This window comes from Methylobacterium sp. E-065 (assembly GCF_022829605.1).
Lineage (GTDB): Bacteria > Pseudomonadota > Alphaproteobacteria > Rhizobiales > Beijerinckiaceae > Methylobacterium.
In genome coordinates this window covers 55,144-67,976 of sequence record NZ_JAKSYD010000112.1, presented here as the reverse complement: position 1 = coordinate 67,976, position 12,833 = coordinate 55,144, and the positions used below count along the sequence as shown (strand labels likewise).

Sequence of the window (12,833 nt, the reverse complement as noted above, 5' to 3'; positions counted from 1 at the left end):
TCGGGAGAAGCGTGATGAGCGAGATCCGTCCCCGCCGCAGCGTGCTGGCGATGCCCGGCTCCAACGCACGGGCGCTGGAAAAGGCGCGCACGTTGCCCGCCGACGTGATCCTGATCGATCTGGAGGACGGGACAGCCCCCGACGCCAAGGAAGCGGCCCGCGCGCAGGTCGCCGCTGCGGTAGCCGCCCGGGGCTTCGGCCGCCGCGAGGTCGTGGTGCGGATCAATTCGCCGGAGACCGAGGACGGCGAGGCCGATCTCGAGGCTCTCGCCGCCGCCGCCCCGGACGCCATCCTGGTGCCGAAGGTGCGCACCTCAGACGCGCTGATCGCCGTCGGCTCACGCCTGCGCCGGCTCGGCGCGCCGGCGGCGACGCGGGTCTGGGCGATGATCGAGACGCCGATGGCGGTGTTGAACGCGGCCGAGATCGCCGGCGCGGCGCGGGATGTCGACGGGCGGCTCGCCGCTCTGGTGATTGGCCCGAACGACCTGCTGAAGGCCGCCCGGATCCCGCCGCCGGGGCGCGCCGCCCTCACGCACTGGCTGATGACGGTGCTCGCCGCCGCGCGGGCCTACGAGATCGAGGCGATCGACGGCGTCTTCACCGATCTGAACGATGCGGCCGGCTTCGAGGCCGAATGCGCGCAGGGCCGCGCCCTTGGCTTCGACGGCAAGATGCTGATCCACCCGAGCCAGATCGGCCCGGCCAATGCCGCCTTCGGGCCGGATGCCGCGACCGTCGCGGGCGCGCGGCGGATGCTCGACGTCTTCGAAGCACCGGAGAACCGTGATCGCGGAGTGGTTGCCGTAGACGGGAAAATGGTCGAGCGTCTGCACGTCGAGTCGGCTCGGCGAATTCTGGCGCTCGCCAACGCGATCGAGCGGCTCGGCGGGTGAGCGCGCTGCCCGAAGTCGGCCTGCGGATCCTCGACCCGCGCCTGACCGGCTGGGGCTTCCCGCGCTGGGGCTCGGCGGCGGCCGCCGGCCTCGATCTGCATGCCTGCCTGGATGCCCCGCTCGATCTGCCAGCCCGAGGGACACCGGTCCTGATCCCGGCTGGATTGTCTGTGCTGATCCGGGATCCGGCGTGGTGCGGGCTGATCTTCCCGCGTTCCGGCCGGGGCCACCGGGAGGGGCTAGTGCTGGGCAACGGCACGGGGGTGATCGACGCCGATTACGAGGGGCCGCTGATGGTCTCCGCCTGGAACCGCGCCGAGTCCGCCCCGATCCGGATCGAGCCCGGCGAGCGGATCGCCCAACTGGTCTTCACGCGCATTGCCCGGCCGGTCCTGACCGTGCTGGAGGGCGAGGCCAGCCCGGGCTCGGAGCGCGGTGCAGGCGGATTCGGGTCGAGCGGGCGCTGATCCGGCGGCCGGATCTGCGCGTGGTCGCGGGGTGCGGCGCTCCGCGTCGCCCGCTAGGCGACGTCGCCGGGCGGCGCCTACGACGGTAGCGCCGCCACGGGCCTGAAGAAGATCCCGGACTGGACCTCCGTCGATCTCGGCCTGCGCTACGCCACGGCGCTCGGCGGCAAGCCCGTCACGCTGCGCGCGTGAGCAACATCGCCGACAGCCGTTACTGGATCGCCAACCCGAACGGCGCGCTGATCCTCGGGGCGCCGCGCACGGTCTGGCTGTCGGCCTCGATCGATTATCGAAGGCCGTCCATCGCCGTCGCGCGGCTCACGGCGGCGGAAATCCCCAATCCCCACCTCATCCTGAGGCGGAGGGTTGGGAAAGCCGAGGCCAAAAGCGATCCAGGGATGCCGCTCAATCCAGCGTCCGGCCGAGCCGCCCCGCGAGATCCTGGATGAACTGGAACGCAGTGCGCCCCGAGCGGGAGCCGCGGGTCGTGGCCCATTCGAGGGCCTCCGCCCGCAGCGTCTCGGGCTGAACGTCGAGGCCATAGCGCTCCGTGTAGGCAGTGATCATCGCCAGATACTCGTCCTGGCTGCATTTGTGGAAGCCGAGCCACAGGCCGAACCGGTCCGAAAGCGAGACCTTCTCCTCCACAGCCTCGCCGGGGTTGATCGCGGTCGAGCGCTCGTTCTCCACCATGTCGCGGGCGAGCAGGTGCCGGCGGTTGGAGGTCGCGTAGAACAGCACGTTCCCGGGCCGCCCCTCGATGCCGCCATCGAGGGCCGTCTTGAGCGACTTGTACGAGGTGTCGTCGGCATCGAACGAGAGGTCGTCGCAGTAGACGAGCCAGCGGTGCGGGTCGGGCCGCAGCAGGGCCATCAGGTCGGGCAGGGCCTCGATGTCCTCGCGGTGGATCTCGACGAGCTTCATCGGCAGCGATCCGGCGGGCCGGCGGGCGTTGATCTCCGCATGGGCCGCCTTCACCAGCGACGACTTGCCCATCCCGCGGGCGCCCCACAGCAGGGCGTTGTTGGCCGGCAGGCCGCGGGCGAAGCGCTCAGTGTTCTCCACCAGGGTGTCGCGGGCGCGATCGATGCCGGTGAGCAGCCGCATCTCGACGCGGGCCACCTCGAACACCGGGGTGAGCCGGCGCTCCGGTCCCCACAAAAAAGCATCGGCGGCGTTCGGGTCAAAGGCCGGCGGGGCCGGGGGCGCGGCCCGCTCCAGCGCGGTGGCGATGCGCTCCAGGAGCGGCATCAGGGTGTCGAGGGTCGGGGCGCTCGTCATGGGATCGGGGGGTTCGGGTTCGCGGCGGTTAGGGGCCGGTTCTACGGGGAAGGTCGGCGGAAAGCATCCGGTTGCGGATGCATGGCGCAACCATCCGAACGCGAACCGCGATCGGGCGTTGGAGACTTCGCGAGGATCGGACCGATAGGCCTCCGACCGGCACTCGCGATGGCGGGAGAGGAACGATCGCGGGTCCCCTCCCCCTGCGGGAGAGGGACAGGGTGAGGGGTATGAACCATCCGGAAAAACCTGATCCCTCACCCCAGCCCTATCTCGAACGGGAGAGGGGGCCCGTCGCACTACTCAGATCGTCGCTCGACCTGCCAGAAACGATGACGAGGACAGCGATGGACGCGGGACCGAAGATCCGAATCACCCAGGTCGATGCTTACATCTTCACCGTCGATTTCGGCGGCGTCCTACCGGCGCTCCTGACCGACGAGGCGCCCCCGATCGGCGGCGGGACCGGACCGTTCCCCGAGCAGATCCTGATCTCCGGCGTCGCGAACTGCCTCTGCGCCAGCCTGGTCTTTGCCCTCGGAAAATTCCGGCAGGACGCGCGGGGGGTCGTCGCCGAGGCGCAATGCCAAATGGACCGCAACGCCGAAGGCCGCCTGCGCATCACCGGCATCGATGTGCGGATCGGCCTCGGTGCGGTCGCCGCCGAGATGCCACGGATCGACCGGGTGCTGGAGCAGTTCGAGCGGTTCTGCACCGTCTCGGAGAGCGTGAAGGCCGGGATCCCGGTCTCCGTTTCGGTGACGGATCGCGACGGGACCCGCCTGAAATGAGCCCGCCCGCGGAAAGATCCGCCGCCCGGCGCATTCCCGAAACGCCAACCGGTCGACCGGATCGGAGGAGGAGACGCCATGTCGGATCCACGTGAGCCCGCCCGCGCCCCCGAAACGCTGGCCACCCTGTTCAACCAGCGCGCCAATGCGGGCGACGTCGAGGGGCTCGTCGCCCTCTACGAGCCCGAGGCGGTGCTGGCAGCCGGCCGCGTGGTGGCCACTGGCCATGCCGAGATCCGCAGTTTCTACACCGACCTGCTGGCGCGCAAATCCGACTTCCCGGCGCCCGAGACCCTACCGCCCCTCCGCACCGGATCGCTGGCCATGACCTTCGCCCAGCTGCCCAAGGGCGCCTTCTCGGTGGAGGTCGCCCGCGAGCAGGCGGACGGGACGTGGCTCTGGGTCATCGACCAGCTCAAGCTCGCACCGCCGAAGGACTGACCGGCGCGCGCTTGTCCGACCGGACGCGATGCGGCAAAGCGAGGCCCGCGCGCCGACGCCGCGCGAAAGACCCGAGCCGACTCGATGCACGACATCCGCGCCCTCCGGGAGAACCCGGACGCTTTCGACCGCGACCTCGCCCGCCGGGGCCTCGCGCCGCTCTCGGCCGCGTTGATCGCGTTGGACGAGGCGCGGAAATCATCGGTCTCGGCCGCGCAGGCCAACCAGGAGCGGCGCAACGCGCTGGCCAAGGAAATCGGCGGCGCCAAGAAGGCCAAGGATGAGGCGCGCGCGGCCGCACTGATGGCGGAGGTCGCTGCGCTGAAGGCGGCCGAGCCGGAGCTGAAGGCGGCACAGGACGCGGCCGACACGGCGCTGGCGGACCGGCTTGCCGCGATCCCGAACCGGCCGAAAGCCGACGTGCCAGAGGGCGCCGACGAGCACGGCAACGTCCTCTATCGCAGCCACGCCTCCACCCGCGAGCGGCTGACCGAGGGCAAGGAGCATTTCGAACTCGGCGAGGCGGCCGGCCTGATGGATTTCGAGGCGGCGGCCAAGCTGTCCGGCTCACGCTTCGTGGTGCTGAAGGGCCAGCTCGCCCGGCTGGAGCGGGCGCTCGGCCAGTTCATGCTCGACCTGCACACGCAGGAGCATGGGTACTTGGAGGTGGCGCCACCCGTGCTGGTGCGCGATGCCGCGATGTTCGGCACCGCGCAGCTGCCGAAATTCGAGGACGATCAGTTCTCGGTCTTCAAGGGCCTCGACTACGTCAAGGCGCTGCAGGGGCAGGCCGACGCGGAGGCCGCGCCGGTCAGCGACGAGCATTTCTGGCTCGTTCCCACCGCCGAGGTGCCGCTAACCAACCTCGTGCGTGAGTCGATCCTCCGCGAAGAAGAACTCCCCCTGCGCTTCACCGCGCTCACCCCGTGCTTCCGGGCCGAGGCCGGAGCGGCGGGGAGGGACACGCGCGGCATGCTGCGCCAGCACCAGTTCAACAAGGTCGAGCTGGTCTCGATCACGACGCCCGAAGAATCCGCCAACGAGCACGAGCGGATGCTGACCTGCGCCGAGGCGGTCCTGAAGAAGCTGGATCTGCCCTACCGGGTGATGACCCTCTGCACCGGCGACATGGGCTTTGCCTCCCAAAAGACCTACGACATCGAGGTCTGGGTGCCTGGCCAGCGCACCCACCGCGAGATTTCCTCGTGCTCGGTCTGCGGCGAGTTCCAGGCGCGGCGGATGAATGCCCGCTACCGCGGCAAGGACGGCAAGCCGGCCTACGTGCACACCCTGAACGGTTCGGGCGTCGCCGTCGGCCGCGCGCTCATCGCCGTGATGGAGAACTACCAGAACCCGGACGGGAGCATCACGATCCCGTCGGTGCTCCACCCCTACATGGGCGGGCTCAACCGGATCGAGGGCACCCGCTGATGCGCATCCTGGTCACCAACGACGACGGCATCCACGCGCCGGGCCTTGCCACCCTGGAGGAGATCGCCCGGGAACTCTCGGACGACGTCTGGGTCGTGGCGCCGGAGAGCGACCAATCGGGCGTCTCGCACTCGCTCTCGCTCAACGACCCGCTGCGGCTGCGGCAGGTCTCGGAGCAGCGCTTCGCCGTGAAGGGCACGCCGTCGGACTGCGTGATCCTGGGCGTGCGCCACATCCTGGCCGATCACGGGCCGGACCTCGTCCTGTCGGGGGTGAACCGCGGCCAGAATGTCGCCGAGGACGTAACCTATTCGGGCACGATCGCGGCCGCCATGGAGGGGACGATCCTGGGCATCCGCTCGATCGCGATGAGCCAGGCCTACGGGGCGGGCGGGCGCGGCGCCCTCAAGTGGGATTGCGCGCGGACGCACGGGCCGGAAGTCATCAAAAAGATCCTGGAGACCGGGATCGAGCCCGGCATACTGGTCAACGTGAACTTTCCGGATTGCGAGCCGGCCGACGTGCAGGGCATCGCGGTGGCGGCGCAGGGCTTCCGCAACCAGGCGCTGCTGTCGATCGACGCGCGCGTCGACGGGCGCGGCAACCCGTATTTCTGGCTGGCCTTCGCCAAGGCCCGGTTCGAGCCCGGCCACGGCTCGGATCTCAAGGCCATCGCCGAGAAGCGGATCTCGGTGACGCCCCTGCGCCTCGATCTCACCGACGAGCCGACCCTGACCCGCTTCGCGCAGGCGTTTGCCGAGTGATCGATCTGGGCAGCCTGGAGGCGGCTGCCGGGAACGCGGCCTTCGTGATGGCGCTCCGGGGTCGGGGCCTGCGCGACACCGCGGTGCTGCGGGCGATGGAGCAGGTGCCGCGGGAGGCCTTCGCGCCCCAGCAGTACCGGGAGCATGCAAGGCGGGACATCGCCCTGCCGCTGCCCTGCGGCGCCTCCATGACGGCGCCCTCGACGGTGGCGGTGATGCTGGCTTTGCTGCGGATCGAGCCGGGCCAGCGCGTGCTCGAGATCGGCACCGGCTCGGGCTACGTGACGGCGTTGCTCGCCCGGCTCGGGGCCGGCGCGGTGCTGAGCCTGGAGCGTTCGGTGACGCTCGCCGTCGAGGCAACGCGGCGGCTCGCGGCGCTGCCGGAGGCGCATGTCGTGCGGGCGGATGGGCTGGCACCGGAGCTGCCGGATGGCGGCTTCGACCGGATCCTCGTGCACGGCAGCGTGGCGGCGATCCCGCCGCACTGGCGCGCGGCGCTCGAACCCGGCGGACGGTTGGTGACGGGCCTCAGCGGCGCCGAGCTGTGCCGGGCCGCCGTGCTGGCCTCGCCCCAGGCAGAAGCGGAGCCCGGCCCGGCGGTGCGTCTCGCGGCGTTGATGCCGGGGCTGGCGCGGCTTCTCTGATCGAGTGCCTCTTGTGCCGCGGCGGCCGACTGGTCATCCTGCCGGCATGACCGTCGACGCGCATTACATCGTCAGACGCAACGAGCTGCGATCGGACCTCCGGGACCTCGATCGGGTGGCCTTGAAAGCCGCCGCGATGACGGATGACGGCGTCACGATGGAGGCGGGGTCCGAGGGCACGATCGTCGGAATCTGGCGTGATGGCGAGGCCTACGAGGTCGAGTTCGCGGAGCCGGCCGGCGCGCTCGCTACCGTCGAGGCGACAGACCTCCGCCTCGTGAAGCGGGCGAACGCTTGAGCCGTCCGGACTGGCCGCGGAGCTGGTCGCTCGACCCGCGCAAGATCGACGGATATCTGCTCGACGAATCCCACATCGAAGGCGGCTCCAAGGCGCGGTTCTTCAAGCGCTTCGGCTTCCATCTCGGCGAGCCGCTCTCGCTCTCGTCAGCACTGCTCGATCATCCGACCGAGACCTCCTTCGTCGGCGAGACGGTCTCGACGCGCGGGGACGTCAAATTGATCTTCGAGGGAGCCATCATCATGCCGGACGGGCGTGCCCCGCGTATCCGAACGGTCTGGCGCATAGACGCGAAAGGGCACGCCCATTTCGTCACGGCCGTACCGATGACCTGAGCGCAACTGGCCACCGCTCACCCAATCCGCCGCGCCGCCCACCACAAGCGCCACAGCCTCCGCCAGCGCGGGAGTTCCACGAGCGTGTTGAGCGGGTCGTAGGAGGCCCGCTCCATGGCGGCGAGATACAAATCCACCAAGGCGACCGGCAGGAACGCGGCGCCGGCCGAGGGCGCGATGGTAAGGCGCGCCGCCTCGAAGGCCTTCAGGTGCTGCCGGGCGAGGGCGCGCAGGTCGGCGCAGGCCCGGAGCAGGCCGGGGCCACCACGGCCGGTGACGATGTCCTCGCGGGTGACGCCGTAGCGATCGAGGATCTCGGCCGGCAGGTAGACCTGCCCCGATCGGGCGTGCCAGGGCAGGGCGCGCAGCAAGCCGGTGATGCCGTACGCGACGCCGGCATGCCCGGCAGCCCCCGCGCCGCCCGGCTCGATGCCGTTGCCGATCACGAGGCTCGCCAGCCGGAACAGCGCCGAGGCGGTCTCGCCGCAATAGCCCTCCAGGTCGTTCACCCGGGGCATCGGATCCTCGTAGAGGTCGAACACCCGGGCATCGATCAGGTCGACGAAGGGCTGGCGGCCGAGGCGGTTCACCCGGATCGCCTCTTCCAATGCCGCCGCCACCGGGTTGGCGCGGACGTCGCCCCGCGCCTCGCCCTGGAGGGCATCGCGCCACCATTGCAGGCGGATCTCCCCGGCCATCGGGGTGGAGACGGCCTCGCGCACCCGCGCGATGGTCAGCGAGAAGGCGTAGAGGGCGAAGAGGTGCGGGCGGGCAGAGGCTGGGGCGAAGAGCGTGGCGTAGTAGCGGTCCGGATCACCATCCCGCACGAGGCCCTCGCAATGGGACTGCGCGAAGGCGAGCCCGGTCTCGGCGGTCTGGCCCTCCACCTCCGGCATCAGGCCACCGCGATCAGGGCGGCGGCAACCTTGCGGTTCTCGGCCACCAGGATGTTGTAGGTGCGGGCCGCGGCCCCGGTCTGCATCACGTCGAGGCCGACCCCGAAATCCTTGAGCCAGCCGCGCAGGGCCGGATCGATCGCCGCGATGTCGAGGCCGGTGCCGACCAGCAACAATTCGATCCCCGCCGCCTCGGCCTGGACCGGGCGCAGCGCCGTCCGGTCGATGCCCCGCGGCTCCGTCACGTCCCAGGCGCGCACGCCGGAGGGCAGCATCAGGATCGAGCCGCGATGCGACATCCCGGCAAAGCGGAAGCCGCCATTGCCGTAGGTGTCGATGATGTGGCGCCCCGGCACGAAGCCGGAGTCGAAGGTCTTCGGATTTGCCTGATCGGCCATCGCGGAAAACGAACTACTCCGCCGGTTGCGGGACGCCGGAGCGCTCCGACGCCGCGCGGGCCCCCGAGAGCATCAGCCCCAGATAGATCAACACCGGAGTCGAGATGAAGATCGCCGAGTAGGTGCAGATCAGAACGCCGCAGAGCATCACGGTGGCGAAGCCCTTGATCGCCTCACCGCCGAACAGCACGAGCGCCAGCAGCGACAGGCCGGACGAGATCGAGGTCATCACCGTGCGCGACATGGTCGAGTTGATCGACAGGTTGAGCAGGTCGACGGTGGGGATGGTCTTGTACCGGCGCATCAGCTCGCGGGTCCGATCGAACACCACGACCGTTTCGTTCAGCGAGTAGCCCACGATGGTGAGGATCGCCGCGATCGAGGTCATGTTGAACTCGATGCGGGTGATGATGAACACGCCGACCGTCAGCACGATGTCGTGGAGCGTGCCCACGATGGCGCCGAGCGCCAGTTCCCGCTCGAACCGGAACCAGAGGTAGAGCAGCACCGCCACGACGGAGAGCACGACGCCGAGCGTTCCGGATTGGACCAGCTCGCCGGAGACGCGCGGGCCGACGGTCTCGGTGCGGCGGAAGTCGTAATCCTTGTCGAAGGCGGCGTGCGCCTTGTTCATCACCGCGGTCTGACCCTGCTCGCCGGGCTGGAGCGGCAGGCGGACCAGCACGGTGCCCTGGTTGCCGAGTTCCTGCACCTCCGGCTCACCGAAGCCGAAGCCGACGGCCGTATGCCGGATCCCTGCGACATCGGCCGTGCCGGACTTCGCCTGCAGCTCCACCAGGGTGCCGCCCTTGAAGTCGATGCCGAAATTCAGCCCGATCGTCAGGAACAGCGCCACCGTGGCGAGCGAGAGCAGCGCCGAGAGCGGGAAGGTGAAGCGCCGGAATCGCATGAAATCGAAATGCGATTCATCGGGCCAGAGGCGGAGCAGGCGCATGGTCGTGTCTCTTCTACAGGAGCCGCGACGCAGGAAGCCGGGGCGCGGGTCTCTTCTCCCGTGAGGGAGAGGGGCAGGGTGAGGGGTGCGACCTCTCCGAAGAGACCTGATCCCTCGCCCCAACCCTCTCCCGCACGGGAGAGGCTGTCCGTCGCGCCACCCGCGCTTCCTTCGTCGACCCTCCAAAAAAATCAGAACGGCAGGGCCTTCGGTCGGAAGGTCTTGTACCACACCGCAATCATCATCCGGGTCAGCGTCACCGCCGTGATGACCGTGGTCAGGATGCCGAGGATGAAGACGACCGCAAACCCCTTCACCGGGCCCGAGCCGAGAAAGAACAGGATCAGGGCGGCGATCGCCATAGTCGAGTTCGAGTCGATGATGGTGGCGAAGGCCCGGTCGAATCCGGCCTGGAGTGCCGAGATGAGCGAACGGCCGGCCCTCTGCTCCTCGCGCATGCGCTCGTAGATCAGCACGTTGGAGTCCACCGCGGTACCGATGGTGAGCACGATGCCGGCGATGCCGGGCAGGGTCATAGTAGCTTCAAGCACCGACATCAGGCCCAGGATCAGCCCCACATGGACCATGAGGGCGATGTTGGCGATGAAGCCGAAGGTGCCGTAGGTCGCGAACATGAAGGCGACCACGAGGGCTGCCGCCACCAGGGTCGCGAGCTTGCCGGCCTGGATGGAGTCGCGGCCAAGGCCGGGGCCGACGACGCGGCGCTCGACCACGGTGAACTTCGCCGGCAGCGCGCCGGCCCGGAGCAGAACCGACAGGTCGTTGGCCTGCTGGACCGTGAAGTTGCCGGTGATCTGGCCCGAGCCGCCGGTGATCGCCGAACGGATCACGGGGGCCGACACCACCTCGTTGTCGAGCACGATCGCCATGCGCCGGCCGACATTCTCCGAGGTCGCCTGACCGAAGCGTTGCGCCCCGCGCAGGTTGAACTTGAAGCTCACCATCGGCTCGTGGGACTGCTGGTCGAAGGACGGCTGCGCGTCGGTCAGCTCGCCGCCATCGGCCATCACCCGGCGCTCGACCGGGACCTTGGCGCCCTTCTCGTCCTTGGAGGGCAACATGTCGACGTCGCCGGACGGGCTGTCGGCGAGCATGCGAAATTCAAGCTTGGCGGTGGAGCCGAGGAGTTTTTCCAGGCGCTCCGGATTTTGTTCGCCCGGCACCTGGATCAGGATCCGGTCGGCGCCCTGCTGCTGAATCGACGGCTCGGTGGTGCCGGTGGAATCCAGGCGGCGCCGGATGACCTCGATGCCCTGGCTGACGGCCCGCCGGGTGCGATCGGTGATGCCCGCATCGGTCAGCGTCAGGCGGATCAGGCCGCCGGGCTGCTCGGTGACGTCGAGGGTACGGGCGGCGGTCTGGCCGATCGACGTGGTGATCGGCAGCGATAATTCCTGCAGCTTCGGCAGCGCCTTGGCTCGAGCCGCGTCATCCGCGATCTTAACCTGCACGCCGCGCTGAAGCAGGCCGATGCCGCCATCGGCGCGGACGTTCTCCTGCTGAAGCACCCGGCGCACGTCGTCGCGCAGGGCCTTGGCCTGGGAGGCGATCAGCTCGTTCTGATCGACCTCAAGCAGCAGTTGCGAGCCGCCCTGCAGGTCGAGGCCGAGCACGATGGCGCGTGTCGGCACGATCCAGGCGGGGAACCACGGCGGCAGGCTGGCGACGAAGCCCTTGCGCTGCTCGGGGGAGAAGAAGCTCGGCACGGCGAGCATCAGCCCCACCAGGATCAGGCCCAGCGTCGCGATGATCTTCGCACGGGAGAAGCGCAGCATCGGCCGTCTTTTTCTCTTATGGGCCGGCGCGTTACGCCGGCCGTTTCAACCGGGAGCTCAGGCGGCCTTCACGGTGCCCTTGGCGCGGACCTCGGAGATCATCAACCGGACGACCCGCACGCGGACGTTCGGGGCGATCTCCACCTCGATCTCGGGCTGGTCGTCCGACGCCTTGGTCACGCGACCGATGAGGCCGCCATTGGTGACGACCGTGTCGTCCCGGCGCACGGATTTCAGCAGGGTCTGGTGGTCCTTGACCCGCTTCTGCTGCGGTCGCAGGATCAGGAAATACATGATCACGAAGATCAAGACGAACGGGATCACCTGAAAGGCGATCTCCGCTCCGCCAGCGGCCGTAGCGGCCCCTTGCGCGAAGGCGGGGGTGATCAACGAGCGTCTCCTGCAAATGGCGATCGGGCCTGCCGCCGGTTTTCGGCGCTGACAGACCTATCGAAAAGCGCGCGGACTATAGCCAGGGGCTTCCCGAAAGCAACGTCGAAGCGACGGACCCCTGTGCGGTCCTCAGAGGAGCCCCTTCACCGCCGCCGCGAAGGCGTCCGACGCCTCCTGCGGAAAGTTGTGGCCCACCCCCGCGACGATCTCACGCCGATAGGGGCCGGTGAAGTGGTGAGCATCGGTGTCGGTCGCGGGCGGCGGACCGACACCGTCATCGGCGCCGAGCAGCACGATCGACGGCACCGCGATCTCCGGCTGTGCCGCCAGCCGCGCCTCGATCTCGACGAAGGCCGGATCACCCGGCACGAGGCCGAAGCGGTGGCGGTAGGAATGGACCACTACGTCCACGAAATCGGGATTGTCGAAAGACCGGGCCGTCTGCGCGAAGGTCTCAGCGTCAAAGGCCCAGCTCGGCGACCAGAGCTGCCAGAGCAGGCGGCAGAAGGCGTCGCGGTTGGCCGTCAACCCGGCGCGGCCCCGCTCGCCGTGGAGGTAGTATTGATACCAGAGCCGATGCTCGGCCTCCGGCGCGACGGGCCTCCCGGAGCCGGGGATGTTCTGGATGTTGTAGCCGACGCCGCAGCTCACCAGACCCTTGGACCGCTCCGGCCACAGGGCCGAGACCACGCAGGCCGCCCGGCCGCCCCAATCGTAGCCGGCGAGCACGGCACGGTCGATGTGGAGGGCATCGAGGAAGGCGAGGAGATCCGCTCCGAGCGCAGCCTGCTCGCCCGAGCGCGGCGTGGCGGCATCCAGGAAGCGTGTCGGACCATAGCCGCGCAGGTATGGGATCAGGCAGCACACGCCGGCAGCGGCGAGTTGCTCGGCCACGACGTCGTAGGCGTGGACATCGTAGGGGAAGCCGTGGAGCAGCACGGCAGCCGGTCCGTCCGGCGGTCCGGCTTCTCGATAGGCGACCTCGAGCACGCCGGCGCACACGGTTTTCATGATGAATCTCGCTGCTTCGTGCAGCGTAACTTACGT

Annotated in this window: 17 protein-coding genes; 10 read left to right on the top strand and 7 right to left on the bottom strand. The window is 69.3% G+C overall.

Features of this window, described 5'->3' with window-relative positions; genetic code table 11:
* Positions 1 to 14: 14 nt before the first annotated feature.
* From MKK84_RS13570 to MKK84_RS13560, 3 genes are all read left to right on the top strand, one after another.
* Positions 15 to 896 carry an HpcH/HpaI aldolase/citrate lyase family protein gene (locus MKK84_RS13570; protein ID WP_243920446.1) on the top strand — a complete coding sequence of 294 codons (882 nt, stop codon included), beginning with the start codon at positions 15 to 17 and terminating at the stop codon, positions 894 to 896.
* Entirely contained in the window at positions 893 to 1,363 is a 471-nt protein-coding gene (gene dut / locus MKK84_RS13565; protein WP_243920445.1) for a dUTP diphosphatase, read from the top strand. Before MKK84_RS13570 ends, dut begins: the two co-directional genes overlap by 4 nt.
* Positions 1,364 to 1,551: 188 nt before the next feature.
* Positions 1,552 to 1,812, top strand: coding sequence for a hypothetical protein (locus tag MKK84_RS13560; protein ID WP_243920444.1), 261 nt, complete (start codon positions 1,552 to 1,554; stop codon positions 1,810 to 1,812).
* Here MKK84_RS13560 and MKK84_RS13555 read toward each other — a convergent pair.
* Complete coding sequence (locus tag MKK84_RS13555; protein ID WP_243920443.1) at positions 1,769 to 2,644, bottom strand: ATP-binding protein; 876 nt, start codon at positions 2,642 to 2,644, stop codon at positions 1,769 to 1,771. The genes MKK84_RS13560 and MKK84_RS13555 overlap by 44 nt on opposite strands.
* 347 nt (positions 2,645 to 2,991) lie before the next feature.
* Between MKK84_RS13555 and MKK84_RS13550 the strand changes: the two genes are divergently transcribed.
* The 7 genes from MKK84_RS13550 (at position 2,992) to MKK84_RS13520 (ending at position 7,348) form a co-directional block, all read left to right on the top strand.
* Positions 2,992 to 3,435: an OsmC family protein gene (locus tag MKK84_RS13550; RefSeq protein WP_243920442.1), complete on the top strand. Its 444-nt coding sequence runs from the start codon at positions 2,992 to 2,994 to the stop codon at positions 3,433 to 3,435.
* 78 nt (positions 3,436 to 3,513) lie between these two features.
* Entirely contained in the window at positions 3,514 to 3,876 is a 363-nt protein-coding gene (locus tag MKK84_RS13545; RefSeq protein ID WP_243920441.1) for a YybH family protein, read from the top strand.
* A gap of 84 nt (positions 3,877 to 3,960) precedes the next feature.
* A complete protein-coding gene (serS, locus tag MKK84_RS13540) occupies positions 3,961 to 5,307 on the top strand; it encodes a serine--tRNA ligase (protein WP_243920439.1) in 1,347 nt (448 codons plus the stop codon).
* Positions 5,307 to 6,071: a 5'/3'-nucleotidase SurE gene (surE, locus tag MKK84_RS13535; RefSeq protein WP_243920437.1), complete on the top strand. Its 765-nt coding sequence runs from the start codon at positions 5,307 to 5,309 to the stop codon at positions 6,069 to 6,071. Before serS ends, surE begins: the two co-directional genes overlap by 1 nt.
* Positions 6,068 to 6,715 carry a protein-L-isoaspartate O-methyltransferase family protein gene (locus MKK84_RS13530; RefSeq protein WP_243920435.1) on the top strand — a complete coding sequence of 216 codons (648 nt, stop codon included), beginning with the start codon at positions 6,068 to 6,070 and terminating at the stop codon, positions 6,713 to 6,715. Before surE ends, MKK84_RS13530 begins: the two co-directional genes overlap by 4 nt.
* Positions 6,716 to 6,761: 46 nt before the next feature.
* On the top strand, positions 6,762 to 7,013 hold the full coding sequence (locus MKK84_RS13525; RefSeq protein WP_243920434.1) for a DUF4926 domain-containing protein: 252 nt from the start codon (positions 6,762 to 6,764) through the stop codon (positions 7,011 to 7,013).
* A complete protein-coding gene (locus MKK84_RS13520; RefSeq protein WP_243920432.1) occupies positions 7,010 to 7,348 on the top strand; it encodes a DUF6883 domain-containing protein in 339 nt (112 codons plus the stop codon). Before MKK84_RS13525 ends, MKK84_RS13520 begins: the two co-directional genes overlap by 4 nt.
* A gap of 17 nt (positions 7,349 to 7,365) precedes the next feature.
* Here the strand turns inward: MKK84_RS13520 and MKK84_RS13515 are convergent, their stop codons facing one another.
* The 6 genes from MKK84_RS13515 to MKK84_RS13490 form a co-directional block, all read right to left on the bottom strand.
* Entirely contained in the window at positions 7,366 to 8,244 is an 879-nt protein-coding gene (locus MKK84_RS13515; protein ID WP_243920430.1) for a phytoene/squalene synthase family protein, read from the bottom strand.
* Positions 8,244 to 8,642, bottom strand: a complete 399-nt coding sequence (locus MKK84_RS13510) for an Mth938-like domain-containing protein (RefSeq protein ID WP_243920428.1) — start codon at positions 8,640 to 8,642, stop codon at positions 8,244 to 8,246. Before MKK84_RS13510 ends, MKK84_RS13515 begins: the two co-directional genes overlap by 1 nt.
* 13 nt (positions 8,643 to 8,655) lie before the next feature.
* Positions 8,656 to 9,597, bottom strand: coding sequence for a protein translocase subunit SecF (gene secF, locus MKK84_RS13505; protein WP_243920426.1), 942 nt, complete (start codon positions 9,595 to 9,597; stop codon positions 8,656 to 8,658).
* 191 nt (positions 9,598 to 9,788) lie between these two features.
* Positions 9,789 to 11,393 (bottom strand): protein translocase subunit SecD, encoded by a 1,605-nt coding sequence (gene secD / locus MKK84_RS13500; RefSeq protein ID WP_243920424.1) that lies wholly within the window; start codon positions 11,391 to 11,393, stop codon positions 9,789 to 9,791.
* Between the two features lie 57 nt (positions 11,394 to 11,450).
* Entirely contained in the window at positions 11,451 to 11,783 is a 333-nt protein-coding gene (yajC, locus tag MKK84_RS13495) for a preprotein translocase subunit YajC (protein ID WP_243920422.1), read from the bottom strand.
* A gap of 132 nt (positions 11,784 to 11,915) precedes the next feature.
* A complete protein-coding gene (locus MKK84_RS13490; RefSeq protein ID WP_243920420.1) occupies positions 11,916 to 12,797 on the bottom strand; it encodes an alpha/beta fold hydrolase in 882 nt (293 codons plus the stop codon).
* Between the last annotated feature and the right edge of the window lie 36 nt (positions 12,798 to 12,833).

What these genes read in the sequence shown, in the direction of transcription:
- MKK84_RS13515 (WP_243920430.1), bottom strand. Translation starts at nt 8,244, where the DNA reads ATGCCGGAGGTGGAGGGCCAGACCGCCGAGACCGGGCTCGCCTTCGCG.
- secD (WP_243920424.1), bottom strand. Translation starts at nt 11,393, where the DNA reads ATGCTGCGCTTCTCCCGTGCGAAGATCATCGCGACGCTGGGCCTGATC.
- secF (WP_243920426.1), bottom strand. Translation starts at nt 9,597, where the DNA reads ATGCGCCTGCTCCGCCTCTGGCCCGATGAATCGCATTTCGATTTCATG.
- MKK84_RS13510 (WP_243920428.1), bottom strand. Translation starts at nt 8,642, where the DNA reads ATGGCCGATCAGGCAAATCCGAAGACCTTCGACTCCGGCTTCGTGCCG.
- MKK84_RS13570 (WP_243920446.1), top strand. Translation starts at nt 15, where the DNA reads ATGAGCGAGATCCGTCCCCGCCGCAGCGTGCTGGCGATGCCCGGCTCC.
- MKK84_RS13545 (WP_243920441.1), top strand. Translation starts at nt 3,514, where the DNA reads ATGTCGGATCCACGTGAGCCCGCCCGCGCCCCCGAAACGCTGGCCACC.
- MKK84_RS13490 (WP_243920420.1), bottom strand. Translation starts at nt 12,797, where the DNA reads ATGAAAACCGTGTGCGCCGGCGTGCTCGAGGTCGCCTATCGAGAAGCC.
- MKK84_RS13550 (WP_243920442.1), top strand. Translation starts at nt 2,992, where the DNA reads ATGGACGCGGGACCGAAGATCCGAATCACCCAGGTCGATGCTTACATC.
- MKK84_RS13555 (WP_243920443.1), bottom strand. Translation starts at nt 2,644, where the DNA reads ATGACGAGCGCCCCGACCCTCGACACCCTGATGCCGCTCCTGGAGCGC.
- surE (WP_243920437.1), top strand. Translation starts at nt 5,307, where the DNA reads ATGCGCATCCTGGTCACCAACGACGACGGCATCCACGCGCCGGGCCTT.
- serS (WP_243920439.1), top strand. Translation starts at nt 3,961, where the DNA reads ATGCACGACATCCGCGCCCTCCGGGAGAACCCGGACGCTTTCGACCGC.
- MKK84_RS13525 (WP_243920434.1), top strand. Translation starts at nt 6,762, where the DNA reads ATGACCGTCGACGCGCATTACATCGTCAGACGCAACGAGCTGCGATCG.